The following is a 24,723-nucleotide window of genomic DNA, read 5'->3' as shown; positions in this document are numbered from 1 at the left end:
CTGGTACACGTACGAGGGCGACCAGCTCGGCCAGGGCAAGGAGAACGCCCGCAACTTCCTCAAGGACAACCCCGACCTCGCCGACGAGATCGAGAGGAAGATCAAGGAGAAGCTGGGCGTCGGCGTGAAGCCGAAGACGGACGAGCCCGCTGCCGAGCCGGCCAAGGACGCGGGGGACGCGGCCGAGGACGTCGCCAAGACGGTGCCCGCACCGGCGACCAAGGCCACCAAGCCCAAGGCCGTCGCGGCCAAGAGCTAGCCCATGACGCGGCGAACCGACTGGGCGGACCAGATCACCCCCGAGTACCACACCGACCCCGCGGGCCCAGGCCTCGCGGACGGTGCGGATCAGGGCGGCGCCGACCAGGAGGGTGACGGCACCGGCTTCCGCGGCGACGGCGGACGGAGGGGCCGCCGACGGCGTGGCGGTTTCGGAGAAGGCCGAGGCGGCGGTTCACAGGACAGCGGTCCCCCTTCCTCGTCGCGGGCCGAGAAGAAGGAGGAGCCGCCGACGGACCCGGCTGAGCGGGCACGGGCGATCTGTCTGCGCCTGCTCACCGGGACCCCGCGCACGCGCAAACAGCTGGCGGACGCGCTGCGCAAGCGGGAGATCCCGGAGGACGTGGCCGAGGAAGTGCTGACGCGCTTCGAAGAGGTCGGCCTGATCAACGACGGCGCCTTCGCGGGCGCGTGGGTGGAGTCCCGGCACCACGGCCGGGGTCTTGCCCGACGTGCGCTCACGCAGGAGCTGCGGATGAAGGGCGTGGACGCGACGCTGATCGAAGAGGCCGTCGGGCAGCTCGACGCGGAGCAGGAGGAGGCGACGGCACGCGAGCTCGTCGCCCGCAAGCTCCGTGCGACGCGAGGCCTCGACCGCGACAAGCGACTGCGCCGCCTCGCGGGCATGCTCGCCCGCAAGGGCTACTCGGAAGGCCTGGCACTCCGGATCGTCCGGCAGGCGATCGAGGAAGAGTGCGAGGACGCGGGGGACTTGGGGTACGACGGGGGATGAGTTGACCTGGGCCCTCACGGGGGTGGGGCCCAGGTCGGGGCCGGGCAGCGCGGTGCGAACCGCAGCCCGGCCCTTCTGCGTTTCTCGGGTCTCCAACTCGCCCTCCGGGCCCGGGAGGTGGGGTTAACCCCCCACCGAAGACGCCGGTCCACCGCACTGCAAAGGAACCTGTGCACAGGCGACTGTGTACGCATGGCAAAGGAACCCGGCACGACCGACGGCGCCCCCGAGGAGCTGAGCGACCTCCGCGTCCTCAAGGCGCTCGCGCAGCCCCGGCGCCAGCAGATGCTGCAGCACCTCACCGCGCACGGCCCGGCCACCTCCGCGACGCTCGCCAGGGCGCTCGGCCTCAACACCGGGGCCACCAGCTACCACCTGCGCGAGCTCGCCCGCTACGGCTTCGTCGAGGAGACCCCGGGCACGGGACACGGACGTGAGCGCTGGTGGCGCGCGGTCCCCGGCGACCGGCGCTTCCCGCCGCGCAGCAAGCAGAACGCCGAGACACGGCTCGTCATGGACGAGCTGAACCACCTCTCGTACGCCGCCGACCTGGAGCTCTTCGAGCAGTTGCAGCGAGACGCGGGCGAGGCCGGTGCCGGTGCCGAACTCGGCGAGTGGGCCGACGCGTTTGCGTACTCGCGCGGCACGATCCGGCTGACGCTCCCCGAACTCCGCGCGTTCTTCGAGGAGTACATCGCCCTGCTCAACCGCTACAAGCGCCCTGACGACGAGACCCCGGCCGACGCCCGCACCGTGCTCACGCGGCTCCTGGCCTTCCCGGCGCCCGCGCCGACCGACGCGCCCTCCCGCGCTCCTCTGTCATCCCACTCCCGCTCCCACTCCACCTCCGAGCCCGAGGCGACATCATGATGCTGCGTTACGCACTGCAGACAGTCCGAGACCGCAAGGGCGGATTTCTCGGCGCCTTCCTGGCGTTGATGTGCGCCGCCGCGCTCATCACGGCCTGCGGCACCCTCCTGGAGACCGGCCTGCGAGGCACGATCCGGACCGAGCGCTACGCCGCGGCCCCCGTGGTCGTCTCCGCCGACCAGAACGTCCACCGGACCACCGTCAAGCACAAGAAGGGCAAGACCAAGGTCAAGCACAAGGCCAAGCCGATCGCCGAGCGCGCCTGGCTGTCGGACGGCATCGCCCACAAGCTCAAGAGTGTGCCGGGCGTCGGCAAGGTCGTGCCCGAACTCACCTTCCTCGCCGCGCCGCTGACCCCCGCCGGTGACCTCACCGACAAGCCCGCGTACGGCCACGCCTGGGAGTCGGCCGCACTGACCCCCTTCCGCCTCGTCGAGGGCAAGGCTCCGCGCGCCTCCGCCGACCTCGTCATCGACCGCGACCTCGCCGGACGGGCCCACCTCAAGACCGGCGACCGCCTCACCGTCCAGTCGACCCAGGCCCCGCGCTCCTACCGCATCACCGGTGTCGCGGCCCCCGCCGAAGGCGCCCTCGCCCACCAGACGTCCCTCTTCTTCTCCACGGGGGAGGCCCAGCGGCTCGCCGCCCACCCCGGCCAGGTCACCACACTCGGCGTCGTGCCGGCCAAGGGCACCGGGACGGACGACCTCAAGAAGGCGGTCAGAGCAGCACTCGCCGGTACGAAGGCACAGGTCAGCACCGGCGACGACCGAGGCCCCGTGGAGTTCCTCGACGCGGCGGGCGCCCGCGTCAAGCTGGTCAGCATGGGCGGTGCGATGGGCGGCACCTCCCTCCTTGTCGCCATCCTCGTGGTCGTCGGCACCTTCGCCCTCTCCGTGCAGCAGCGCCACCGCGAACTCGCCCTGCTCCGCGCCATCGCCGCCACCCCGAAACAGATCCGGGGGCTTCTCGGCAGGGAGGCTCTGATCGTCGGAGCCGCCGCGGGCATCATCGGCTCGCTCGCCGGGATCCCGCTCGGCGGCTGGCTGCACGGCAAGTTCGTGGACATGGGCGCCGTCCCCGCCACCCTGGAGCGGACGCTGAGCGTCTTCCCGTCCTTCGCCGCCGTGGCCGCGACGCTGCTCGGAGCCTGGGCGGCGGCCCGCCTCTCGGCCCGCCGCATCGCCCGTATCCGACCGGCCGAGGCCCTCGCCGAAGCGCGTGTCGAGCGGGCAAGGCCGGCGTGGAGCCGCGTCATCGCGGGCTTCGTCCTGCTCGCTGCGGGCGCCGTGCTGGTCGCCGTGCTCAGCGTGCTGCGCACCGAGCCCGCGTCGACTCCGGTGACGTTCCTGGCCGTCGTGGTCCTGTCCTCCGCCATCGCGCTCCTCGGCCCGCTCGTGGTCAGGGCGGCGGCCGCCGTACTCCGCGCACCGCTGCGGCTCTCAGGACCCGGCGGCCGCCTCGCGCACGCCAACCTCCGCGGCAACGCAGCCCGGATGGCGGCAGCCGTCACCCCGCTCGCCCTCCTGACCGGCATGACCTGCACCGTCCTGTTCGTCCAGCCCACCCTCGGCGACGCGGCCCGCGCACAGGCCCGCGAGGGCATCCATGCCGACTGGGTCCTGGCGGCGCAGGGGCCCGGCGTCCCCGCCCAGGCCGCACAGAAGCTGCGTACGACCGAAGGCGTCGAGGCCGCCACCGAGGTCGTCCGCACCACCGTGCGCGTAGGACTCGACAAGTACCCGGCGCAGGGCGTCAGTACGGCCGGACTCACCCGCACCTGGGACCCGGACGTCACCGCCGGAACCCTGAAGGGCTTCGGCAAGGACAGCGTCGCCGTCAGCGAACTGGCGGCGGACCAGCTCGACGTAAAGCCCGGCAGCACGCTGAAGCTCACGCTCGGCGACGGAACGAAGACCAGGCTCAAGGTCGGCGCCGTGTACGCGCGCGGCCTCGGGTTCGGAGATCTGACCATGGCCCACGACCTGGTCGCCCGCCACGTGGACAACCCGCTCGCCGCCACGGTCCTGATCAAGAGCGACCGTACACAGGAACAACTCGCGGCAGGCGTCGCGAAGTTCCCGGGCGTACGGGTTCTTGCCCCGGCTACCGCCGACAACCTCCAGGCCGAGCGCCAGCAGGCGAACGCCGAAGTGAACTACCTCGCCATGGGCCTCATCCTGGCCTTCACCGCGATCGCCGTCGTCAACACCCTCGCGATGTCCGTGTCCGAGCGCATCCGCGAGTTCGCGATGCTGCGCCTCGCGGGGGCGAGCCGACGCCAGGTCCTGCGCATGCTGCGCACCGAAGCCCTGTCCGTCCTGCTCATCGGCACGGCCCTCGGGAGCGGCATCGCGCTCGCCGTCCTGACCGCCTTCAGCGTCGGCATGACGGGCAGCGCCGCGCCTTCGATCACACCCTTGGTGTACGTCTCCGTGGTGGCCGTCGCGGCACTGCTCGCCCTCACCGCCACCGCGCTCCCGGGCCGGATCGCGCTGAAGCCGCGCCCCGTCACGGTGGCGACGGCCAGGGAGTAGCAGGAGTAAGCGGCAGCAGACAATGGTGGGCGCCCCTTACCGAACTCGGAAGGGGCGCTCACGCGCGCGTGCTCACCCCGCGACGGGAAGCCCGGCGGCCCTCCACGCCTGGAACCCGCCGATGAGGTCGGTCGCGTACCGAAGCCCCAACTGCCGCAGAGAGACGGCCGCGAGGCTCGACGCGTAACCCTCGTTGCAGATCACGACGACCCGCAGGTCGTGGCCGACGGCCTCCGCGGCACGGTGGCTGCCCTGCGGGTCCAGGCGCCACTCCAGCTCATTGCGCTCGACGACGAGGGCTCCGGGGATCAGACCGTCGCGCTCGCGCAGAGCCGCGTACCGGATGTCGACCAGGAGTCCCCCGGCGGCAGCGGTGTCGCGCGCCTCCTCCGGAGTGACTCGGTCGAGGTCGAGCCGCACCCGCTCGAGCAGCTCGTCGATGCCGACGGGACGTACATCTGCGGGCTGCTCACTCACTGCCAGTCCTCCGGGCGCTCCACGGATTCCAGCCGCAGGACCGCGCCCGTACGGCTGTAGCGGCGGATGCGGGGCAGCGGCGGGTAGTAGGCGTGCACGGAGATGGCGTGCTCGCCCGTGGACTCGTTCAGCACCTCATGTACGTGGTTCTGGCCGAACGCCCTGCCCTTGCCGGCCGTCAACTCCCTCTCGCGGTCCACTCCTGCGGACAGCTCCAGCGTCTTCCAGCCGTCGGTTGGCAGCCGGGCCGCGAGCGAGTTCTCCTTGAGGGTGCCGGCAGCGGTGAGGAAGGCACCGACCGACTCCGCGTGGTCGTGCCAGCCGGTTCCGGTGCCCGGCGGCCAGCCGATCAGCCAGGCCTCGCTGCCGCCGGGCCCTTCGAGCCGCACCCAGGTGCGCCCCTCGGGGTCGAGCGGGAGCGAGGCGATGAGCTCGGGGTCGGAGGCGCTGCGACGTACGAAATCGAGAAGCTCGGCGGCGGTGGGCGCCGACACCGCCGTGGAGGCATGCGTGGGGGAGACAGACGGAGAGGTGGAGGCAGAAGGAGACACAGGAACCGTCCTGGAAGTTCGCGGAAGCACGCGCCGCGCAGAGGGCGCGCAAGGGAAAGGCGAATTCAGAAGGACGGCCGACACACGCAGCCCGCATAGCGGACGAGGTCCATATGGACCCTCCGCCACAGGCGCACGTCGGTATCGGTCACGTTTCGGAGTAGACCATGACGCTGCGTGCCGGTCAACCCATGCTCACTGTGTGGTCGGCCTGCTCGCGACCGCCGTACTCTCCGCTTTCTCCGTGGTCTCCGCACGGTCCGCGCGCCGCTTGGGCGCCGCCCCGCCGAGAGCCGCCTCCGCCGCCGTATACAGCTCGGAGGGGCGCACCCCGCCGAGTGCGGTGACCAGATGACCGTCGGGGCGGATGAGCAGCACCGAGTGGGCGGGAGCCCCCGGATAGCTCTCCGCGACGAGGAGTTCCGCCGGGTGCGGCAGCGCCGTGACGGCGGCGGCGAGCCGGGGCATGACCCCGGCCGTCACCCAGTGCCGCCGCTCCCACACCACCGTGCCGGGAGCGACGAGGACGACGAGCAGCGGCCCCAGGCCCAGCCGGTCCCGCAACTGCACGAAGGAACCGTCGGGCGCCGTCACCGGCACATCGGCCACCGGAGCCCCCGGCTCCGTGCCCACCGCCACCTCGGACTCGGAGGGCGGGGGCGCCAGTGGTGACTCCGCGTACGACCTCGGTGCGCCGAGTGGCCCCCGGCCCACGTGGCCGTCGGTGAGAAGCATGTCGTGCCCGCGCGCCGACCCCGGCACGTACGAGCGCAGGCCTCCGCCGCCGCGCAGTATCGGCAGCGACTGGTCGGCGGCGCGCAGGCGTGCGGCGACACCGGCCCGGCGCTCGGCCTGGTAGCTGTCGAGCAGGGCGTCTTGCGCGCCGTGGTGCCAGGTAAGCGCCAGCTTCCAGGCGAGGTTGTCCACGTCCCGCAGTCCTTCGTCGAGTCCCTGCGTACCGAGCGCGCCGAGCAGATGCGCGGCGTCGCCCGCGAGGAAGGCACGGCCGACCCGCCACCGGCGGGCCAGGCGGTGGTGGACGGTGTGCACGCCCGTGTCGAGCAGTTCGTACGGCGGTGTGGAGCCCCCGCACCAGCCCGCGAGCGTCTCGCGGATGCGCACCACGAGGGCGTCGGGCGTCACGAGCTCGCCGCGTGGCGGCAGCAGCCAGTCGAGCCGCCACACCCCGCCGGAGAGCGGACGGCCCGTCACCTCGGCGCCTCCGTGGCGCCACGGAGGCATCCGATGCAACAACGCCTCACCGGGCCTGGGAAGTTCCGTGCGCAGCGCGGCCACGGCGTGTCGCTCCACGGCGGTGCGCCCCGGGAAGCGGATGTCGAGCAGCTTGCGCACCGTCGACCGCGGCCCGTCGCAGCCCACCAGATAACTTCCGCGCCACCAGGTGTCCTTGGGCCCGCGCGTGTGGGCGGTCAGCCCTCCCGCGTCCTGCTCCAGGGAGTCGAGCTTGCTCTCCACCGCGACCTTGACGAGGCGCTCCTCGGCGATGGCCGCGCGCAGGGCACCGGTCAGCACATGCTGGGCCACGTGCAGCGGGGCCGGCACCTCATCACTGAACGTGAGCTCCCGCATCAGCTGCTTGCGCCGCAGGGACCGCCAGCCGCCCCACCGCGCGCCGGTTTCCTGGTCACCGAACGAGTGACCGGTGAGCCGCTCCATGAGGGCCGCGGTGTCATCCCGCAGGATGACGGTCCGCGCGGCCCGCTGCTCGTCCTTGCCGGGCCCTTCGTCGAGCACGACGGTGGGTACGGAGTGCCGCGCGAGAGCCAGGGCGAGCGCGAGCCCCACGGGGCCCGCGCCCACGACGATCACCGGGTCCACGGTGCGTGGCCTCCCGCCGCGAGGGCCTGGGAGCGCTGGACGTACGTACAAGAACTGGCAGTTGGAGCCCGGTGCACGATCACAGAACGTATGCAACAGACTGCGTGCCTACCCGTCAAGCTGGACGCACGGTGGCGGAGCTCCCTCGGGGGCCGTTCGTGGGGAACGGGAGGCAGGAGACGCGTCAGGGCCCGCCGAGTGTTCTCGGCGGGCCCTGATGGACGAGCTCTCGGGCGGGTGCGCCCTGATGCTGAGGTCGCGTCAGTTCTTCTTCTCCGTGGGGCTGTCGCCCGGCGGCGTGTCCGCTGCCTCGGTGGCCCCCGCGGTGGGGCCGAGAGGGGCGGAGGGATCGAGCACGCCGGGCGCCTCGGCCGGTTCGGCGGCCGCGGCTACGGCGATGCCGGTCTTGGCGCGACGTCCGCGCTTCTCGATCCAGGTGGCCAGAGAGGAGAGGAGCAGGCAGAGACCGATGTAGATGACGCCGAAGACGGTGACCGTCTGGACGAACGGATAAACGCCGTTGACCGGAGTGTTGTTGGCGATCAGCCGGGCCGATTGCAGCAGCTCCGGGTAGAGGACGAAGAATCCGAGCGAGGTGTCCTTCAGCGTCACCACCAGCTGGCTGATGATGGTCGGCAGCATCGACCGGACCGCCTGCGGGAAGAGCACCGAGGTCATGACCTGGGTCTTGCGCAGACCGAGGGCGTAGGCGGCCTCCATCTGTCCCTTGGGCACCGCGTTGATGCCCGCACGGAGCACCTCGGCCTGGACGCATCCGTTGTAGATGGTCAGACCGATCACCAGCGCCCAGAACGGGGTCATGTCGCCGACGAGGCCGACCCAGAATGCGAAGATGGTGATGAGCAGCGGAATGGACCGGAAGAGGTCGATGAAGGCGACGGCGACCCAGCGGACCGGCTTGTGTTCCGAGAGCCGCGCCACACAGAGCACCACGGCGAACACCAGGGAGAAGACGCCTGCGAGGGCGAACACCTTCAGCGTGGCGACGAGGGCGTCCAGAATGTTCTGCTGGATTCCGGTGTAGTTGAAGATGTCCCACAGGGCACCGTCGAACTCGCCCTTGCTGTTCAGCCTCAGAAGGACCCAGACAATGCCGCCCAGGAGAGCCGCAGCGCCGACGATGCTGTAGATGATGTTACGGACGCGGGCTTTGGGGCCAGGGGCGTCGAAGAGGACGTTGGCACTCATCGGGCGACCTCCAGGCGGTGCTCAAGGAGTCGGAAGAGGCCATTGATCGCGTACGTGATGATCAGGTACGCGATGGTGATCCAGACGAAGATCATGATGATGTCGTAGCCCTCATTGCTCAGCGTCTTGGAGACGTTGAACAACTCGACGTTGTCGAAGGCACCCGCGATGGCGGTGTTCTTCGTCAGGGCGATGAAGATGCTGGACAGCGGCGGCACCACCGTGCGCGTGGCTTGGGGGAGGACGATGAGCCGCATCGTCTGGGTGAAGGTCAGCCCGATCGCCCGGGCCGCCTCTGCCTGCCCGAGCGGCACGGTGTTGATGCCTGAGCGGACCGCCTCGGCCACGAATGCGGAGGTGTAGAAACCGCAGGCGAACGTGGCGAGAAGGAAGGAGTCCAGGTCGGGGTTGAGCACCTTGGGCACGACGAAGAAGGCCACAAGGAAAAGCAGGGTCAGCGGGGTGTTGCGCAGCAGCGTGACCCAGAGAGTTCCAAATATTCGCAACGGCGGTACGGGTGATACCCGGAACCCGGCGATGATGACCCCGGCCACCACAGCCACGAGCGCGCTGGATGCGGTCAGCTTCAGAGTCCCGAAAAACCCTTCGCGGAAGAGCGACAGGTTGTCGAGCAGTACGTCCATGAATTCTCCGCGAGGTCTTTCGCGACGGGTCGCAGGTAATCGCGACGGGCCCAGGCCGTCAGGGCCGCGGGCGGTGGCAGGGTTTCGCGACGGGTCCGGCAGCGATGCGCGCAGCGAACGTCCCGCTCCGTACCGCGGGTGAGCGCGGACGGAGCGGGGCGTGCCGGATTACTTCGGGTCGGTGAAGGCCGGCGGGTCCTTGTAGTCGGAGCCGGACTTGCCGAGGGTGGCCTCGTAGGCCTTCTTGTAGTCGCCGCTCTCCTGGTGCGCCTTGATGGCGTCCGCGACGGCCGTCTGCAGGGCCGCGTCACCCTTCTTGAGGCCGACACCGTAGGGCTCGTCCGAGAACGGCTTGCCGACGACCTTGAGCTTGCCCTCGTTCTGCGCCGCGTAGCCCATCAGGATCGCGTCGTCCGTGGTGACGGCGTCGACCTGGTTGTTCAGGAGCTGGGCGACGCACTCCGAGTACTTGGAGAGCTCGGTGACCTTGGCGCCGTACTTCGGCTTCTTGATGTTCTGCAGCGGCGTGGAGCCGACGATGGAACAGACCTTCTTGTCGCGGACCGTCTCCGGACCCTTGACGTCCTTCTCGTCCTTGCGGACGAGGAGCGAGGCACCGGCGTGGAAGTACGGGCCCGCGAAGTCGATCTGCTTCTTGCGCTCCGGGTTGATCGTGTACGTGCCGATCATCAGGTCGACGTCACCCTTGGAGACCGCGGTCTCACGCGCACCGGAGTCGACCGTCTTCCACTCGATCTGCTTCGTCGAGAAGCCGAGATCAGCCGCGATCATCTTGGCGATCTCGATGTCGAAGCCGGAGTACTCCTTGGTCGACTGGTCCTGGAAGCCCAGGTACGGCTGGTCGGCCTTGGCGCCGATGACGATCTTGCCGCGCTTCTTGGCGGCCTTGAAGACGCCCGAGTCGACCGAGACGTCCTTCTTGACCTCGTAGCTGAGGGCCTTGGAACCGGAGGTGTCCGGGCCCTCCGGCTTGTCGCCGGCGGAGCCCTCCTTGCCGCCGCAGGCCGTGGCGGCGAGCGAGAGCGCGGCGATCGCCGCTGCTGCGGCGGCGGACTTACGGAGCTTCATGGTGAACATCCTTTGTTTCGACTGGCGTTGAGACGACGTGGGAGCCTCAGTGTTTAAGGATCTTCGACAGGAAGTCCTTGGCCCGGTCGCTGCGCGGGTTGCTGAAGAACTGGTCCGGCACGGCCTCTTCGACGATCTTGCCGTCGGCCATGAAGACGACGCGGTTGGCCGCGGATCGTGCGAAGCCCATCTCGTGGGTGACCACGACCATGGTCATGCCGTCACGCGCGAGCTGCTGCATGACCTCGAGGACCTCGTTGATCATCTCCGGGTCGAGCGCCGACGTGGGCTCGTCGAAGAGCATCACCTTGGGGTCCATCGCCAACGCGCGGGCGATCGCGACGCGTTGCTGCTGGCCACCGGAGAGCTGCGCGGGGTACTTGTCGGCCTGCGAGGCGACACCCACGCGGTCCAGGAGGCCGCGTGCCTTGGTCTCTGCTTCCGCCTTGGACGTCTTGCGCACCTTGGTCTGGCCCAGCATCACGTTCTCGAGCACGGTCTTGTGCGCGAAAAGGTTGAAGGACTGGAAGACCATGCCCACGTCCGCACGGAGACGGGCGAGTGCCTTGCCCTCCTGGGGCAGCGGCTTGCCGTCGATCGAGATCTCTCCCGACTCGACGGTCTCCAGGCGGTTGATGGCGCGGCACAGTGTCGACTTGCCCGACCCGGAGGGGCCGATTACGACGACGACCTCACCGCGGGTGATGGTCAGGTCGATGTCCTGGAGGACGTGCAGAGCGCCGAAGTGCTTGTTGACGTTCTTCAGCACGACCAGGTCGTCCGCCCCGGGCGGTATGGCGTCCTTGGTCACCGATACTTCGGTCACGGCTTGTTGCTCCATCCTCCTCGGTTGGGAGGACAGTAATAACCCAGTGCGACCAGCGTCATTACATCTGAGGGGAAATTGAGCATAACGATCCGGCCGCAACCGGACACTCCGTGTGAAGGGGACTCCCCGCCGCGTACCGGCTCCATAACGGAACGTGTCCGTGACCCGAACCCTCTTGACGCGGTCCTTATCTATCGGAGTGGATGCCTTGGTGCCTGTGCACGCGCGCATACCGGCCATCGGCGAGCGCGAACGGAACGACCGATGAACCGGAGGGGGCCCGTATGAGACTGCTCCTCGTCGAGGACGACGATCACGTGGCCGCCGCCCTGTCGGCGGTCCTGGCCAGGCACGGCTTCGACGTCGTGCACGCCCGCAGCGGCGAGGAAGCGCTACAGGCCCTGCTGCCCGGGAAGACGGCGCCCTTCGGAGTCGTTCTTCTCGATCTGGGGCTGCCCGATCAGGACGGCTACGAGGTGTGCGGAAAGATCCGCAAGCGCGGCTCGACGCCCGTGATCATGGTGACCGCGCGCGCAGATGTGCGCTCCCGGATCCACGGCCTGAATCTCGGGGCCGATGACTACGTGGTCAAGCCGTACGACACCGGGGAGCTGATCGCCCGCATCCACGCGGTCATCCGGCGCCCCCCGTCCGGCGCCGACGCGGGCCCCGCGGACAGCGAACTGCGCCTCGGTTCCGTACGCATCGAACTGCCCACCCGCCAGGTCAGCGTGGACGGTTCGACGGTCCAGCTGACCCGCAAGGAGTTCGACCTGCTCGCACTCCTCGCGCAGCGGCCCGGCGTGGTGTTCCGCCGGGAGCAGATCATCAGCGAGGTGTGGCGCACCAGCTGGGAGGGGACGGGACGCACGCTCGAGGTGCATGTCGCCTCCCTGCGCTCCAAGTTGCACATGCCGGCCCTGATCGAGACCGTGCGGGGCGTGGGCTACCGGCTCGTCGCCCCGGCCGCGTAGCGAGTAGCGAGGTCAGGTGCGCTCTCGCCTCCTCCCGCTGCTCATCGTCCTTATGGCGGGTGTGCTCCTCGCCCTCGGCTTCCCGCTCGCGGTGAGCGTGGCCGCGGCGCAGCAGCAGAAGGTCGTCGTCGACCGGATCGACGACACGGTGCGCTTCGCGGCGCTCGCGCAGTTCGTCACGAAACGTCCCACGGGATCACGGCTGCGGGACAAGGACGAACGGCGCGAAACCCTCCAGACCGAACTCGACTACTACCACGAGGTCTACGGGATCAAGGCAGGCGTCTTCTTCAGGGACCGTGAGCCCATGGCTCACGCCCCGGAAAGCTGGTTCCTGCCCCCCCGGGGCGTCGAGGTGCGGGAGGCCTTCGAAGAGGCCCTCAGGTCCCGTGGAAGCCACGATCCGCGCCAGGTGTGGCCCTGGCAGCGCGGCCGGCTCGTCGTCGCCTCTCCGGTCATCAGGGACGGGGACGTCATCGCCGTCGTCGTCACCGAGTCGCCCACCGGGCGCATGCGCTCGAAGACCTTGCAGGGATGGCTCCTCATCGGAGCAGGCGAGTCGGCGGCGATGCTCCTGGCCGTCGGCGCCGCGCTGCGCCTCACCGGGTGGGTGCTGCGCCCGGTACGGGTCCTCGACGCGACCACGCACGACATAGCGACCGGACGCCTGAAGTCACGGGTGGCGGCCGCGGGCGGGCCGCCGGAACTCCGACGACTGGCACGGTCGTTCAACGAGATGGCCGACAACGTCCAGGACGTCCTTGAGCAGCAGCGGGCCTTCGTCGCCGACGCCTCGCACCAGCTGCGCAACCCGCTCTCCGCCCTGCTGCTCCGCATCGAGCTGCTCGCCCTCGAACTGCCCGAGGGCAACGAGGAGATCGCCTCCGTGCGCACCGAGGGCAAGCGCCTCGCCCAGGTCCTCGACGACCTCCTGGGCCTCGCGCTGGCCGAGCACGCCGCGGCCGACCTGCAGCTCACCGACATCGGCGCCCTGGTGGCCGAACGGGTCGGCGCCTGGCGGCCGCTCGCCGACGAGCACGGGGTGCGGCTGACGGGCACCTGCCCGGCGACCACCGGCTGGGCCGACCCGGTCGCGCTGTCCAGCGCCCTGGACGCGGTGATCGACAACGCCCTCAAGTTCACGCCCGAGGGCGAGGAGGTCCGCGTGGAGGTCTCCTGCAGCGGCGAACTGACGACCGTAGTGATCACGGACGGCGGCCCCGGCCTCACGGAGGACGAACTCGCCCGCATCGGCGACCGCTTCTGGCGCAGCAACCGCCATCAGAACGTGAAGGGTTCGGGCCTGGGCCTGTCCATCTCGCGTGCCCTGCTCACCACGGGCGGCGGCTCCATCGCGTACGAGCGGCACGAACCGCACGGACTGCGGGTGACCGTCAGCGTCCCGCGTGGCGAGCCCCGTCCTCCCGGCCTGACGAGGGCCTGACGGCATCGGGCGCTGCCTGACGGCTACGGCTTGACCGACTGGTAGTAGCGGCGCGCACCCTCGTGCAGAGCGAGCGGATCCGTGTAGAGGGCCGTCCGCAGGTCCACCAGCTGGGCCGCGTGCACCTTGTCGCCGATGTGGTCGCGGCTGTCGATCACCGTGCGGGTCAGGCCCTCGGTCAGCTTCGGGTCCGCCCGGTCCGTGGTCACCAGGAGGTTCGCCACGGCCAGCGTCGGTACGGCGTCGTTCTGCTGAGCGGCCGGATAGGCGTCCGCGGGCATGACGGCAGCCCGGTAGTAGTGGGAGGCTCCGCCCTGCTCGTGCAGCGCGTCCACGAGGGTGCCGAGCTCCACGAGACGGATGTCGAACTTCTTGGAGAACTCGCGCACCGTGGTGGTCGGCAGACCGCCCGACCAGAAGAAGGCGTCGATGTCACCCTTCTTAAGAAGGTCGGGCGCCGTGTCGATACCGGCGTCCACCGGCGTGAGGTCCTTGCCGGAATCGAGACCGGCGGCCTTGAGCACCCGGTTCGCTATCAGGCGCACGCCCGAGCGCGGCTGTCCCACGGCCACCTTCTTGCCCCGCAGGTCCTGCGCCCTGTCGATGTCCGACGAGCGCCGGACGACGAGCTGGACGTAGTCGTCGTACAGCCGCGCACACCCCCGCAGCCGGTCCGCGCCCGCGCGCCCCTCCAGGCGGTACTTCTCGACGGCGTCGGCGGCCGCGATGGTGAAATCGGCCTTCCCCGTGGCCACCCGCTCGACGTTCTGCTGCGACCCCTCGCTGTTGAGCAGCTCCACGTCGACCTTGGGCATGTCATGGGAGATCGCGGTTCGCAGGAGCTTGCCGTACCGCTCGTACACCGCGTTCTTCACGCCCGTACTGAACGTCATCCGGCCCCCGGGGGAGTCGTCGCCCACCGGAACGAGCCACCACATCAACAGCCCGAAGACCACGAGGGCGGCCGCCGCACCCTGGAGTGCGCGGCGCCTGCTGATGTGGGGGAGAGCCTCGAGCATGCGCGCGATCCTGCCAGGCCACTCGCTGGGATGGCCAGGGCCGAGCTCCCGGCGGGGTCACTTCCCCGACCGCCTACCCTTGTCACATGAGCAGCGGCGACCGGGGACAGGCAGTGGGCGTTAAAGGAACGTACGAGGTACGCACTTACGGGTGCCAGATGAACGTCCACGATTCGGAGCGCCTCTCCGGACTCCTTGAGGGCGCCGGCTACGAACGCGCGCCCGAGGGCTCGGACGGCGACGCCGACGTGGTCGTCTTCAACACGTGCGCCGTCCGGGAGAACGCCGACAACAAGCTGTACGGCAATCTGGGCCGTCTGGCGCCGATGAAGACCAAGCGGCCCGGCATGCAGATCGCCGTCGGCGGCTGCCTGGCCCAGAAGGACCGCGAGACCATCGTCAAGAAGGCGCCCTGGGTGGACGTCGTCTTCGGCACCCACAACATCGGCAAGCTGCCGGTGCTCCTGGAGCGTGCCCGCGTCCAGGAAGAGGCGCAGGTCGAGATCGCCGAGTCCCTGGAGGCGTTCCCCTCGACGCTGCCCACGCGCCGCGAGAGCGCGTACGCGGCCTGGGTCTCCATCTCCGTGGGCTGCAACAACACCTGCACGTTCTGCATCGTGCCCGCCCTGCGCGGCAAGGAGAAGGACCGCAGGACCGGCGACATCCTCGCCGAGATCGAGGCGCTCGTTGCCGAGGGCGTCTCCGAGATCACCCTGCTCGGCCAGAACGTGAACGCGTACGGCTCGGACATCGGTGACCGCGAGGCCTTCAGCAAGCTCCTGCGGGCCTGCGGGAAGATCGAGGGCCTGGAGCGCGTGCGCTTCACCTCCCCGCACCCGCGCGACTTCACGGACGACGTGATCGCCGCCATGGCGGAGACCCCGAACGTGATGCCGCAGCTGCACATGCCGCTCCAGTCCGGCTCGGACCCGATCCTGAAGGCGATGCGCCGCTCGTACCGCCAGGACCGCTTCCTCGGGATCATCGAGAAGGTCCGCGCCGCCATGCCCGAGGCCGCGATCACCACCGACATCATCGTCGGCTTCCCCGGGGAGACCGAGGAGGACTTCGAGCAGACGATGCACGTGATCCGCGAGGCCCGCTTCGCCAACGCCTTCACCTTCCAGTACTCCAAGCGCCCCGGTACGCCCGCGGCGACCATGGAGGGGCAGATCCCCAAGGAGGTCGTGCAGGCGCGCTACATGCGTCTTGCCGCCCTCCAGGAGGAGATCTCCTGGAACGAGAACAAGAAGCAGGTCGGCAGGACCATGGAGCTGATGGTCGCCGAGGGCGAGGGCCGCAAGGACGGCGCCACCCACCGCCTCTCGGGGCGCGCCCCCGACAACCGCCTGGTCCACTTCACCAAGCCGGAGACCGAGGTCCGCCCCGGCGACGTCGTGACGGTGGAGATCACGTACGCGGCTCCGCACCACCTGCTCGCCGAGGGCGCCGTCCTGAACGTGCGCCCCACGCGCGCGGGTGACGCCTGGGAGAAGCGCAACACCGAGGCGGCGGCCAAGCCCGCCGGCGTGATGCTCGGCCTCCCGAAGGTGGGCGCCCCCGAGCCGCTGCCCGTGGCCACCGTCAGCGGCTGCGCCGTCGACTGACCGCTTGCCCCCGGGGGGTCTGGGGGGCAACCGGACAAGGCGAGCGACAGGCACACGGGGGACGGGCTGATGGCGCGCTGGGCGCTGATGATGGAGAACCCTCCGGGACCGGGGGCGTGGCATCTCTTCGAGCTGATGGCCACGGTGGACGGCACGCACGAGGAGGCGGTGGAGCGGTTCGCGGAGTTCGTCCGCCTGTACCGCCCCAAGCACCCGCGCTATCCCGTACGGATGAGGCGTTACCGCACGTCCGACGGCTGGATGGTGATCGGCGACGGTTCGTCCGGCGGGTCCTTCCCGTACCGCTTCTCGATCTCCGAGCTCGAGTGGGACTCGGGCCCGATCACCTACTAGCGCGCGTTACGCTGCCGATCATGCTTGTCGCCGCAGCCGCCTGCCCCTGCCCGCCCCTGCTCGTCCCCGACGTCGCCGCGGGCGCCGCCCCGGAACTGGACGCCGCGCGTGCCGCGTGCACGGACGCCATCGGGGTGCTCGCCGCCTCGCGGCCCGACCGGCTCGTCGTGGTCGGCCCGGCCGAGCGGAAGGGGCGTGGACCGCATCCGCAGGGCGCGCGGGGGTCGTTCCGCGGCTTCGGCGTGGATCTCGATGTACGCCTTGGACGATCCGGCGGCGAAGACGGCACGGACGGCTCCTCGGAGGATGCGGAGGATGCGGAGGATGCGTCGGAGGGCCGGCTTCCGACCTCCCTCGCCGTCGCGGCCTGGCTGCTCGACCGTACGGAGTGGTCTGCCGCGCCGCTGGAAGGTCTCGGCGTGGGGGAACCTCTGGCGGCCGAGCGGTGTATTCAAGTCGGAGGGGAAATCGCGGCGCGGGCCGACCGGGTGGCCCTGCTGGTGATGGGCGATGCCAGCGCGTGCCGCACGCTGAAGGCGCCGGGATATCTCGACGAGCGCGCGGTCGGATTCGACGCGGAGATCGCCCGCGCGCTGGGGGCGGCGGACGTGGCGGCGCTCAAGGCGCTGGACGAGGAGCTGGCGTACGAACTGAAAGTGGCGGGCCGGGCGCCGTGGCAGGTGCTCGCGGGCGCGGCCGAAGGCGCGGGCCTGAGCGGAGAGCTGCTCTACGAGGACGCTCCGTACGGCGTGGGCTATCTGGTGGCGGCCTGGTCGTAGCGGTCTGGTCGCAGCCGGTCTGGTCGCAGCGGCCTGACGGGCTGGGCAGGCCCGAGGGGCTTTGAGCGGGGCTGGTGGTCCGAGAGGCTCCGGCGAGGCTGATGTCGCGCGCCCGGCTGCCGAGGTACGGCGACGGCCGCGGAGCTGGTGGTGCTCCGCGGCCGTCCGCCGGTGTCGTTCAGCCGGTGCTTCGAGCAGCCGGTGGTTCAGGGAGCCGGAGGAGGTGGGGGAGGGGCGGTGCCGCCGCCCGTGCCCTTGCCCTCGTCGGGGCCCTCGTCGGGGACCTCGTCGGGCGTGCCAGCGATGCGGTCCACGGCATCTTTCGCCTTGCCCGTCCCCGTCTGGATCTTGTCGCTGTACTTGCCCTTGGTCTTGTCGTCGACCACCTTCGCGGCCTTGTCGAGACCCTGGTCGATCTTGTCCCCGTGCTGCTGCGCGAGGCCCGCGACCTTGTCCTTCGCCGGGGCGAGCTTGTCCTTCAGGCTCTGCAGGAAGCCCATCGGTTACCTTCCCTCGCTGGGAGAGTCACTTGCGGGCGCCCTCGTCGGCTTCGTCGTTGTCGGCGGCCTTCTCCGCGGACTGCTGCTTCGGGATGTCCACGTTCTCCGCGGCAGCCTCTTCGGTGCTCTCCGCCGAGTCCTCGGCCTCGTCTTCGGCCTTGGCGTCAGTCTCGGCCTCAGCCTTGCCCTCCGCCTTCGTGACGGCCTCGGCCTCGCCCTCGGCTGCAGCCTCGGCCTTCTCCTCGACGGCAGCAGCTTCGACCTTGGCGTCTTCCTTGCCGGTCTCGTCGGCCTTCTCGGTCGTACCGGACTCGGCTGCGGGGGAGTCCCCGGCGGCCTCCGGCTTTTCGGCCGTCAGGGTGCCGACTGCCGCCTCGGTCGTTGACGCCTCTTCCGTGTCCTTGGACTTCCGGCGGAACCGTGCAAAAACGCCCATATCTACTCCATACGGTACTCGTGTGGGCGAAATCCCGCGCCGCCCGGTGCGCCCTGTTGCGCCGCCCGGGTCGCCGATATTCGAAACCGGCGGCCGGAACCTCGCAACAGGCAACGACCCCGGGCCTGTGGCGTCACGTAGCTCGTTCGGGAAGTGGTCCCGGAATTTGCGAGACTGGGGCGGTGAGTAGAGCAGCTCCCGCACCGCGGGTCATCGCCGTCGTCGGGCCGACCGCGGCAGGAAAGTCCGATCTGGGCGTTTTCCTCGCCCAGCGTCTCGGCGGCGAAGTCGTCAACTCCGACTCCATGCAGCTCTACAGAGGGATGGATATCGGAACCGCCAAGCTGACGCTCGAAGAGCGTGACGGAGTGCCGCACCACCTCCTGGACATCTGGGACGTGACGGAGGCGGCGAGCGTCGCCGAGTACCAGAAGCTCGCGCGAGCGGAGATCGACCGCCTTCTCGCCGACGGACGCTGGCCGATCCTGGTCGGTGGCTCCGGGCTCTATGTCAGGGGCGCCGTCGACCACCTGGAGTTCCCCGGCACCGATCCCGCGGTCCGGGCCCGCATCGAGGAAGAGCTCGCGCTCCACGGCTCCGGCGCGCTCCATGCCCGCCTCGCCGCCGCCGACCCCGGAGCGGCCCAGGCCATCCTGCCCAGCAACGGCCGCCGGATCGTCCGCGCCCTCGAGGTCATCGAAATCACCGGCAAGCCCTTCACCGCCAACCTTCCCGGCCATGACTCCGTCTACGACACCGTCCAGATCGGTGTGGACGTCGGGCGCCCCGAACTCGACGAACGCATCGCCACGCGCGTGGACCGCATGTGGGACGCGGGCCTCGTCGACGAGGTGCGTGCGCTGGAGGCCGTCGGTCTGCGCGAGGGGCGTACGGCGTCGCGCGCACTCGGATACCAGCAGGTGCTCGCGGCGCTCGCGGGGGAGTGCACCGACGACGAGGCGCGCGCGGAGACCGTGCGCGCGACCAAGCGCTTCGCGCGCCGTCAGGACTCGTGGTTCCGCCGCGATCCCCGGGTGCACTGGCTCAGTGGTGCCATGGCCGATCGGGGGGAACTCCGAGGACGGGCAATGGCGTTGGTCGAACGAGCGGTCACAGCCTGATCACGTGATGGCATCGGGACGCTCCGGCGGTCATCCCGGCCCCTGGCGCCGTGCCATCATCGACCATCGATCGACCAGTGGAGTCCGGAGTGGGAGGGCGGATGGCGATGGAGGCCGGCCCTCGTGACACCGCGCATGGCGGCGGCGAGCTGACCCCGGACGGCCCTGACGGGGCGCCGGACGGCGTGATCGACGACGGTCCCGGCGTGGACCAGATGGCCACGGCCGAGGTCGAGGTCGAACTGCGCCCGCAGCGCCGTCTGCGCATCTGGCAGCTCGCACCGATCGTCATCCTGGCCGCGGCCGGATCCCTGATGTTCGCCTTCCCGCTGGCCTTCGACTTCGGTGACGGCGGCGCCGTCGTCGCCATGCTCGGGCTCCTGATCAGCTCCTGCGCCGCGGGCTGGGGCATGATGGCCGCGCGCCGCGTGGGGCACACCTGGCCGGGGCTGCCCGAGCGGGGTTCCGGAAGCCGCCCGGACTGGCGGATCGTGTCCGCGTACGCCCTGGTCTTCCTGGCCGTCGCCTTCCTCGCGGTGTGGCGCGTCGCCCGCCTTCGCTGACGGCGTCGTACGAGGTCAGGGCCCTGACGGGCACCGTACGGACTGAGTGTCGTAGCTACCCCGTACGATCGAGGAATGAGCACGCGGATCGCCTTCCTCAAGGGGCACGGCACCGAGAACGACTTCGTGATCGTCCCGGACCCCGACAACACCGTCGAGCTGCCCCCGGCCGCCGTGGCCGCCCTGTGCGACCGCCGCGCGGGCATCGGGGGCGACGGCCTGCTGCATGTCGTACGGTCCGCGGCACACCCGGAGGTGCGCCATCTGGCCGCCGAGGCCGAATGGTTCATGGACTACCGCAACGGCGACGGCTCGATCGCCGAGATGTGCGGCAACGGCGTGCGCGTCTTCGCCCGCTATCTGCAGCGCGCGGGACTGGCCGGCGAGGGTGATCTGGCCATCGCCACCCGTGGCGGCGTGAAGACCGTGCACATCGCCAAGGCGGCGGCCGGCGGGGACATCACCGTAGGCATGGGCAAGGCGCTCCTCCCCGAAGGGGACGTCACCGTGTCCGTGGCCGACCGGCACTGGCCCGCACGCAACGTGAACATGGGTAACCCGCACGCGGTCGCCTTCGTGGACGACCTGGCCGACGCGGGCCGCCTGTACGACCCGCCGCCCTTCAGCCCCGCCTCGGCCTACCCGGAGGGCGTGAACGTCGAGTTCGTCGTCGACCGGGGCCCGCGCCACGTCGCCATGCGTGTGCACGAGCGAGGCTCGGGCGAGACCCGCTCGTGCGGCACGGGCGCGTGCGCCGTCGCCGTCGCGGCGGCCCGCAGGGACGGGGCGGACCCCGCCACGACCGGTTCGCCGGTCACGTACACCGTCGATCTGCCTGGTGGGAGCCTGGTGATCACCGAGCGGCCCGACGGCGAGATCGAGATGACGGGTCCCGCGGTGATCGTCGCCGAAGGCGAGATCGACGCGGAATGGCTCGAAACTGTAAACCCGTGAACTGTCGCTCGAATGGGTGATCCGTTTCACGCTCGGCGAGAGGCGGTCAGCGGCGCGTGATGGGCTCGGTAGCATCAAGCACCGGCCCGGACGGAGCACGCCGTCGTCCGCTCACCGCCGGTCGGAGCAGCCGGAGGTGCCCATGAGTGCGGAGGCCACAAACCCCGCGATGTCTGGCCCCGTGACGCCCGGCGCGCAGCGCAGGCGCGGCCGTCCACGGCTCGACCTGCGCAGGCTCGGCCGCGCGGCCCTGCTGGGACCGGGCGCCCGGGACCGGCTGCCGGACGCGATCGGCCATGTGGCGGAAGCCCATCGCGCCCACTACCCGGACGCGGATCTGGAGCCGCTGCGGCGCGCGTGGGTCCTCGCGGAGTCCTCCCACCGCGGCCAGATGCGCAAGAGCGGTGAGCCGTACATCACACATCCGCTCGCGGTGACCCTGATCCTCGCCCAGCTGGGCGCCGAGAGCACGACCCTGACCGCGTCCCTGCTGCACGACACCGTCGAGGACACGGACGTGACGCTCGATCAGGTGCGCACGGAGTTCGGCGACGACGTCTGCTATCTGGTCGACGGCGTCACGAAGCTGGAGAAGGTCGACTACGGAGCGGCGGCGGAGCCCGAGACCTTCCGCAAGATGCTCGTGGCCACCGGCAACGACGTACGCGTCATGTCGATCAAGCTGGCCGACCGCCTGCACAACATGCGCACGCTCGGCGTCATGCGCCCCGAGAAACAGGCACGGATCGCCAAGGTGACGCGGGACGTGCTCATCCCGCTCGCCGAGCGCCTGGGCGTGCAGGCGCTCAAGACCGAGCTGGAGGACCTCGTCTTCGCGATCCTCCACCCGGAGGAGTACGCAGAGGTCCAAGAGCTGATCGCGGCCAACGCCATGGGCGGCGGGGACCCGCTGGAAGCGACGGCGGACGACGTCCGCGCGGTGCTGCGCGAGGCGGGCATCACGGCCGAAGTCCTCATCAGGCCACGGCACTTCGTCTCCGTCCACCGGGTGCACCGCAAACGCGGCGAGATGCGCGCGGCGGACTTCGGGCGGCTCCTGGTCCTGGTGAACGAGGACGCGGACTGCTACGGCGTCCTAGGAGAGCTGCACACGTGCTTCACGCCGGTGGTCTCGGAGTTCAAGGACTTCATCGCCGTACCGAAGTTCAACCTCTACCAGTCGCTGCACACGGCCGTGGCCCGCCCGGACGGAGAGGTCGCCGAAGTCCTCATCCGTACGCACCAGATGCACAAGGTGGCCGAGGCCGGCGTGGTCGCCCTGCACAATCCCTACGCTCCTCCTTCGGAGGAGCAGTCCGGCGCCGGTCCGGACGCCCCCTCCGACGACGCCGTCGACGGCGAGCGCGCCGACCCGACCCGACCCGGCTGGCTCTCCCGCCTGCTCGACTGGCAGGAAGCGGCCCCCGACCCGGACACGTTCTGGTCCACGCTCCGCGAAGACCTCGCCCAGGACCGCGAGATCGCCGTCTTCCGCCCCGACGGTGGCACGCTCGGACTGCCCGCGGGCGCCAGCTGCGTGGACGCCGCCTACGCCCAGTACGGCGAGGATGCCCACGCCTGCATCGGCGCACGTGTCAACGGCCGCCTGGCGACGCTGAGCACGGTCCTGCTGGACGGTGACACGGTTCAGCTGCTCATGGGGCAGGACGCGGCGTCAGGGCCCTCCAGCGAGTGGCTCGACCACGCGCGCACGCCCGGTGCCCGGATCGCCATCCGGCGCTGGCTCACGACCCACCCCACGCCCGCTTCGGCTCCCGCGGCCTCGGCGCCGGAGAAGCCCACGCCCCCGCCGCAGACCTCCGACTTCCCGCGCCCCGCGGCGGCCAACGCCGTCGTGGACAGGGAAGGCGCGAGCGTGCGGCTCGCCGGCTGTTGTACGCCGGTGCCGCCCGACGAGGTGACCGCCTTCGCCGTGCGCGGCGGCGTCGTCACCGTGCACCGCGTCGAGTGCCCCGCCGTCGGGCGCATGAAGGAGGTGGGGCGCGCGGAGGTGGGCGTGCGCTGGGGAGACAGCGCCGAGTGCCGGGTCACGCTGATCGCCGAGTCCTTCGGGCGGGCGCATCTGCTGGCCGACCTCACCGAAGCCATCGCCCTGGAGGGTGTCGAGGTCATGTCGGCGACCGTCGAGCCGCCGAGCCAGCAGCGCGTGCGCCACACGTACACGCTGCAACTCCCGGACGCGGCCCACCTTCCCGGGCTGATGCGCGCGATGCGTGCGGTGCCCGGTGTCTACGACGTCAGCCGTGCCCAGCATCCTGCGGCGACTTCGTAGGAGCCGGTCACGGGCGTCGGCGTCGACCAAGCCGCCTACTGGCGACTCGTTCGAGTGGCACGGCGCGCGCCGAGGCAGGCGCGGAAGGCCCGCGCTGATAGCGGTAGTTCATGCTGCTCACCCCCCGGGTCAAGGCCTCGCGGCCGAAGACTCTTCGCATCGCGACCGCGCTCCTGGCCGCGGCCACCTCCGCCACCCTGCTCGCCGCGAGCGCGCCGTCACCGGCCAGACCGCTCGGCATCGGCGACCGGCTCTTCCCGCACCTGGGCAATCCCGGGTACGACGTCATGTCGTACGACATCGCCTTCACCTACCACGGCGACAACAAGAAGCCGCTCGACGCCGTGACGGTGATCGAGGCCCGCGCGAGTGCGCCGCTGCAGCGGATCAACCTCGACTTCGCCCACGGCAAGGTCCGCTCCGTCGACGTCAACGGCGCCCCGGCCCGCTTCGAGTCCACCGGTGAGGACCTGGTCGTCACGCCGTCGCGGCCGCTCGACCGGGACGAGCAGATGCGGATCACCGTCCGGCACACCAGTGACCCCAGGCCCACCAAGGACCGGGACGGCGGCTGGGTGCCCACGTCCGACGGGCTCGCCATGGCCAACCAGGCCGACGCCGGGCACCGCGTCTTCCCGTCCAACGACCACCCCTCCGACAAAGCGCAGTTCACCTTCCGCGTCACCACCCCGAAGGGGCTCACCGCCGTCGCCAACGGCCTGCCCGTGGCCACGGCGCACACCGGGTCCACCACGACCCGGCTCTTCCGCACCCGCCACCCCATGGCGACGGAACTGGCGCAGGTGTCCATCGGCCGCTCCACCGTGGTGCACCGCTCCGGGCCGCACGGCCTCCCCGTACGCGATGTGGTGCCCACCAAGGACCGCAAGGCGATGGAGCGCTGGCTGAAGAAGACGCCGGACCAGATCGGCTGGATGGAGGAGAAGGTCGGCCGCTACCCCTTCGAGACGTACGGCCTGCTGATCGCGCAGGCGCAGACCGGCTTCGAACTCGAGACGCAGACCCTCTCCCTCTTCGAGAGGGAGCTGTTCAAGCGGCCCGAGTTCCCCGAGTGGTACGTGGACTCGATCATGGTCCACGAATTGGCGCACCAGTGGTTCGGGGACAGCGTGAGCCCGGCCTCGTGGTCCGATCTCTGGCTCAACGAAGGACACGCGACCTGGTACGAGGCACTCTTCGCCGAGGAGAAGTCGAAGAAGCCCGTCCAGAAGCGGATGCGTGAGGCCTACCGGCAGTCGGACGGCTGGCGTGCGGCGGGCGGACCGCCGGCCTCCCCGAAGGGGCCCGCGCCGGGCCAGAAGATCAGCATCTTCCGGCCGGTCGTGTACGACGGCAGCGCCCTGGTGCTCTACGCGCTGCGCCAGGAGATCGGGCACCGGAACTTCGACCGCCTGGAGCGGGACTGGGTGCACACCTACCGGGACGGGAACGCGACGACCGCGGACTTCGTACGGCTCGCTTCGGCGACCTCCGGGCGCGATCTGAGCGGATTCTTCGACGCCTGGCTGTACGGCGCGAAGACGCCGCCGATGCCGGGGCATCCGGACTGGCGTAAGGCGGCTCCCACAGGGAAATAACCCACGTGACGAGACGGGCCGTTC

24 protein-coding genes and 1 pseudogene are annotated in these 24,723 nt (G+C 70.4%); 14 read left to right on the top strand and 11 right to left on the bottom strand.

All coding sequences use genetic code 11. The annotated features are described in order from the left end of the window. The 4 genes and pseudogenes from ACFUPX_RS20590 to ACFUPX_RS20575 form a co-directional block, all read left to right on the top strand. A pseudogene (locus ACFUPX_RS20590) lies at positions 1-259 on the top strand (DNA recombination/repair protein RecA); the annotation flags it as partial. Between the two features lie 3 nt (positions 260-262). Then, complete coding sequence (gene recX, locus ACFUPX_RS20585) at positions 263-1,012, top strand: recombination regulator RecX (protein WP_383324198.1); 750 nt, start codon at positions 263-265, stop codon at positions 1,010-1,012. Between the two features lie 192 nt (positions 1,013-1,204). Beyond that, positions 1,205-1,882 carry an ArsR/SmtB family transcription factor gene (locus tag ACFUPX_RS20580; RefSeq protein ID WP_383324195.1) on the top strand — a complete coding sequence of 226 codons (678 nt, stop codon included), beginning with the start codon at positions 1,205-1,207 and terminating at the stop codon, positions 1,880-1,882. Continuing rightward, positions 1,879-4,419, top strand: coding sequence for an FtsX-like permease family protein (locus ACFUPX_RS20575; RefSeq protein ID WP_383324192.1), 2,541 nt, complete (start codon positions 1,879-1,881; stop codon positions 4,417-4,419). The genes ACFUPX_RS20580 and ACFUPX_RS20575 overlap by 4 nt, the downstream gene beginning before the upstream one ends. Positions 4,420-4,491: 72 nt before the next feature. Here the strand turns inward: ACFUPX_RS20575 and ACFUPX_RS20570 are convergent, their stop codons facing one another. The 8 genes from ACFUPX_RS20570 to ACFUPX_RS20535 form a co-directional block, all read right to left on the bottom strand. Continuing rightward, on the bottom strand, positions 4,492-4,896 hold the full coding sequence (locus ACFUPX_RS20570; protein ID WP_383324189.1) for a rhodanese-like domain-containing protein: 405 nt from the start codon (positions 4,894-4,896) through the stop codon (positions 4,492-4,494). Continuing rightward, positions 4,893-5,447 (bottom strand): cysteine dioxygenase, encoded by a 555-nt coding sequence (locus ACFUPX_RS20565; protein WP_383324186.1) that lies wholly within the window; start codon positions 5,445-5,447, stop codon positions 4,893-4,895. The genes ACFUPX_RS20570 and ACFUPX_RS20565 overlap by 4 nt, the downstream gene beginning before the upstream one ends. A 65-nt stretch (positions 5,448-5,512) precedes the next feature. Beyond that, on the bottom strand, positions 5,513-5,560 hold the full coding sequence (locus ACFUPX_RS20560; RefSeq protein ID WP_352018865.1) for a hypothetical protein: 48 nt from the start codon (positions 5,558-5,560) through the stop codon (positions 5,513-5,515). A gap of 82 nt (positions 5,561-5,642) precedes the next feature. After that, positions 5,643-7,286 carry an FAD-dependent monooxygenase gene (locus ACFUPX_RS20555; RefSeq protein ID WP_383324183.1) on the bottom strand — a complete coding sequence of 548 codons (1,644 nt, stop codon included), beginning with the start codon at positions 7,284-7,286 and terminating at the stop codon, positions 5,643-5,645. A 261-nt stretch (positions 7,287-7,547) separates the two neighbouring features. Beyond that, entirely contained in the window at positions 7,548-8,495 is a 948-nt protein-coding gene (locus ACFUPX_RS20550) for an amino acid ABC transporter permease (protein ID WP_383324180.1), read from the bottom strand. Beyond that, positions 8,492-9,139, bottom strand: coding sequence for an amino acid ABC transporter permease (locus tag ACFUPX_RS20545; RefSeq protein ID WP_383324177.1), 648 nt, complete (start codon positions 9,137-9,139; stop codon positions 8,492-8,494). The genes ACFUPX_RS20550 and ACFUPX_RS20545 overlap by 4 nt, the downstream gene beginning before the upstream one ends. 168 nt (positions 9,140-9,307) lie before the next feature. Further along, a complete protein-coding gene (locus ACFUPX_RS20540; protein ID WP_383324174.1) occupies positions 9,308-10,228 on the bottom strand; it encodes a glutamate ABC transporter substrate-binding protein in 921 nt (306 codons plus the stop codon). A gap of 46 nt (positions 10,229-10,274) precedes the next feature. Next, on the bottom strand, positions 10,275-11,054 hold the full coding sequence (locus tag ACFUPX_RS20535; RefSeq protein ID WP_383324171.1) for an amino acid ABC transporter ATP-binding protein: 780 nt from the start codon (positions 11,052-11,054) through the stop codon (positions 10,275-10,277). A 287-nt stretch (positions 11,055-11,341) separates the two neighbouring features. Between ACFUPX_RS20535 and ACFUPX_RS20530 the strand changes: the two genes are divergently transcribed. Together ACFUPX_RS20530 and ACFUPX_RS20525 are read left to right on the top strand one after the other, a co-directional pair. Continuing rightward, complete coding sequence (locus ACFUPX_RS20530; protein ID WP_383324167.1) at positions 11,342-12,031, top strand: response regulator transcription factor; 690 nt, start codon at positions 11,342-11,344, stop codon at positions 12,029-12,031. Between the two features lie 16 nt (positions 12,032-12,047). After that, on the top strand, positions 12,048-13,475 hold the full coding sequence (locus ACFUPX_RS20525; protein WP_383324164.1) for an ATP-binding protein: 1,428 nt from the start codon (positions 12,048-12,050) through the stop codon (positions 13,473-13,475). 23 nt (positions 13,476-13,498) lie between these two features. On the opposite strand, the gene ACFUPX_RS20520 is transcribed toward ACFUPX_RS20525, so the two are convergent. After that, positions 13,499-14,494, bottom strand: a complete 996-nt coding sequence (locus ACFUPX_RS20520) for a TAXI family TRAP transporter solute-binding subunit (RefSeq protein WP_383324162.1) — start codon at positions 14,492-14,494, stop codon at positions 13,499-13,501. Between the two features lie 86 nt (positions 14,495-14,580). Between ACFUPX_RS20520 and miaB the strand changes: the two genes are divergently transcribed. The 3 genes from miaB (at position 14,581) to ACFUPX_RS20505 (ending at position 17,234) form a co-directional block, all read left to right on the top strand. Continuing rightward, positions 14,581-16,101 (top strand): tRNA (N6-isopentenyl adenosine(37)-C2)-methylthiotransferase MiaB, encoded by a 1,521-nt coding sequence (gene miaB / locus ACFUPX_RS20515; protein ID WP_383324159.1) that lies wholly within the window; start codon positions 14,581-14,583, stop codon positions 16,099-16,101. Positions 16,102-16,170: 69 nt separating this feature from the next. Continuing rightward, on the top strand, positions 16,171-16,455 hold the full coding sequence (locus ACFUPX_RS20510) for a hypothetical protein (RefSeq protein WP_383324156.1): 285 nt from the start codon (positions 16,171-16,173) through the stop codon (positions 16,453-16,455). Positions 16,456-16,475: 20 nt separating this feature from the next. Continuing rightward, a complete protein-coding gene (locus tag ACFUPX_RS20505) occupies positions 16,476-17,234 on the top strand; it encodes a class III extradiol dioxygenase subunit B-like domain-containing protein (RefSeq protein ID WP_383324153.1) in 759 nt (252 codons plus the stop codon). Between the two features lie 206 nt (positions 17,235-17,440). On the opposite strand, the gene ACFUPX_RS20500 is transcribed toward ACFUPX_RS20505, so the two are convergent. Together ACFUPX_RS20500 and ACFUPX_RS20495 are read right to left on the bottom strand one after the other, a co-directional pair. Beyond that, on the bottom strand, positions 17,441-17,734 hold the full coding sequence (locus ACFUPX_RS20500) for an antitoxin (RefSeq protein WP_383324150.1): 294 nt from the start codon (positions 17,732-17,734) through the stop codon (positions 17,441-17,443). A gap of 25 nt (positions 17,735-17,759) precedes the next feature. Beyond that, positions 17,760-18,170 (bottom strand): hypothetical protein, encoded by a 411-nt coding sequence (locus ACFUPX_RS20495; RefSeq protein ID WP_383324147.1) that lies wholly within the window; start codon positions 18,168-18,170, stop codon positions 17,760-17,762. 182 nt (positions 18,171-18,352) lie between these two features. Between ACFUPX_RS20495 and miaA the strand changes: the two genes are divergently transcribed. From miaA to ACFUPX_RS20470, 5 genes are all read left to right on the top strand, one after another. Continuing rightward, the gene (miaA, locus tag ACFUPX_RS20490) at positions 18,353-19,291 is read left to right on the top strand and encodes a tRNA (adenosine(37)-N6)-dimethylallyltransferase MiaA (RefSeq protein WP_383324144.1); all 939 of its coding nucleotides are present in this window, start codon (positions 18,353-18,355) and stop codon (positions 19,289-19,291) included. 107 nt (positions 19,292-19,398) lie between these two features. Beyond that, positions 19,399-19,854 carry a hypothetical protein gene (locus ACFUPX_RS20485; RefSeq protein ID WP_383324201.1) on the top strand — a complete coding sequence of 152 codons (456 nt, stop codon included), beginning with the start codon at positions 19,399-19,401 and terminating at the stop codon, positions 19,852-19,854. A 75-nt stretch (positions 19,855-19,929) separates the two neighbouring features. Then, positions 19,930-20,808 carry a diaminopimelate epimerase gene (dapF, locus tag ACFUPX_RS20480; protein ID WP_383324141.1) on the top strand — a complete coding sequence of 293 codons (879 nt, stop codon included), beginning with the start codon at positions 19,930-19,932 and terminating at the stop codon, positions 20,806-20,808. A gap of 142 nt (positions 20,809-20,950) precedes the next feature. Continuing rightward, positions 20,951-23,101, top strand: coding sequence for a RelA/SpoT family protein (locus ACFUPX_RS20475; protein ID WP_383324138.1), 2,151 nt, complete (start codon positions 20,951-20,953; stop codon positions 23,099-23,101). Between the two features lie 110 nt (positions 23,102-23,211). After that, positions 23,212-24,699, top strand: coding sequence for a M1 family metallopeptidase (locus ACFUPX_RS20470; RefSeq protein WP_383324134.1), 1,488 nt, complete (start codon positions 23,212-23,214; stop codon positions 24,697-24,699). Positions 24,700-24,723 lie beyond the last annotated feature (24 nt).

The sequence above is a fragment of the Streptomyces sp. NPDC057302 genome (genome assembly GCF_042667685.1).
Classification (GTDB): Bacteria; Actinomycetota; Actinomycetes; order Streptomycetales; family Streptomycetaceae; genus Streptomyces.
Note: the sequence above shows the minus strand (reverse complement) of the source record. Positions and strands in the feature narration are given on the sequence as shown.

Bases quoted from the DNA above. Each gene is read 5' to 3' on its own strand.
- recX (WP_383324198.1), top strand. From the start codon at position 263: ATGACGCGGCGAACCGACTGGGCGGACCAGATCACCCCCGAGTACCAC.
- dapF (WP_383324141.1), top strand. From the start codon at position 19,930: ATGAGCACGCGGATCGCCTTCCTCAAGGGGCACGGCACCGAGAACGAC.
- ACFUPX_RS20500 (WP_383324150.1), bottom strand. From the start codon at position 17,734: ATGGGCTTCCTGCAGAGCCTGAAGGACAAGCTCGCCCCGGCGAAGGAC.
- ACFUPX_RS20485 (WP_383324201.1), top strand. From the start codon at position 19,399: ATGGAGGCCGGCCCTCGTGACACCGCGCATGGCGGCGGCGAGCTGACC.
- ACFUPX_RS20470 (WP_383324134.1), top strand. From the start codon at position 23,212: ATGCTGCTCACCCCCCGGGTCAAGGCCTCGCGGCCGAAGACTCTTCGC.
- ACFUPX_RS20520 (WP_383324162.1), bottom strand. From the start codon at position 14,494: ATGCTCGAGGCTCTCCCCCACATCAGCAGGCGCCGCGCACTCCAGGGT.
- ACFUPX_RS20475 (WP_383324138.1), top strand. From the start codon at position 20,951: ATGAGTGCGGAGGCCACAAACCCCGCGATGTCTGGCCCCGTGACGCCC.
- ACFUPX_RS20575 (WP_383324192.1), top strand. From the start codon at position 1,879: ATGATGCTGCGTTACGCACTGCAGACAGTCCGAGACCGCAAGGGCGGA.
- ACFUPX_RS20540 (WP_383324174.1), bottom strand. From the start codon at position 10,228: ATGAAGCTCCGTAAGTCCGCCGCCGCAGCAGCGGCGATCGCCGCGCTC.
- ACFUPX_RS20580 (WP_383324195.1), top strand. From the start codon at position 1,205: ATGGCAAAGGAACCCGGCACGACCGACGGCGCCCCCGAGGAGCTGAGC.
- ACFUPX_RS20510 (WP_383324156.1), top strand. From the start codon at position 16,171: ATGGCGCGCTGGGCGCTGATGATGGAGAACCCTCCGGGACCGGGGGCG.
- ACFUPX_RS20550 (WP_383324180.1), bottom strand. From the start codon at position 8,495: ATGAGTGCCAACGTCCTCTTCGACGCCCCTGGCCCCAAAGCCCGCGTC.
- miaB (WP_383324159.1), top strand. From the start codon at position 14,581: ATGAGCAGCGGCGACCGGGGACAGGCAGTGGGCGTTAAAGGAACGTAC.
- ACFUPX_RS20495 (WP_383324147.1), bottom strand. From the start codon at position 18,170: ATGGGCGTTTTTGCACGGTTCCGCCGGAAGTCCAAGGACACGGAAGAG.
- ACFUPX_RS20505 (WP_383324153.1), top strand. From the start codon at position 16,476: ATGCTTGTCGCCGCAGCCGCCTGCCCCTGCCCGCCCCTGCTCGTCCCC.
- ACFUPX_RS20545 (WP_383324177.1), bottom strand. From the start codon at position 9,139: ATGGACGTACTGCTCGACAACCTGTCGCTCTTCCGCGAAGGGTTTTTC.
- ACFUPX_RS20530 (WP_383324167.1), top strand. From the start codon at position 11,342: ATGAGACTGCTCCTCGTCGAGGACGACGATCACGTGGCCGCCGCCCTG.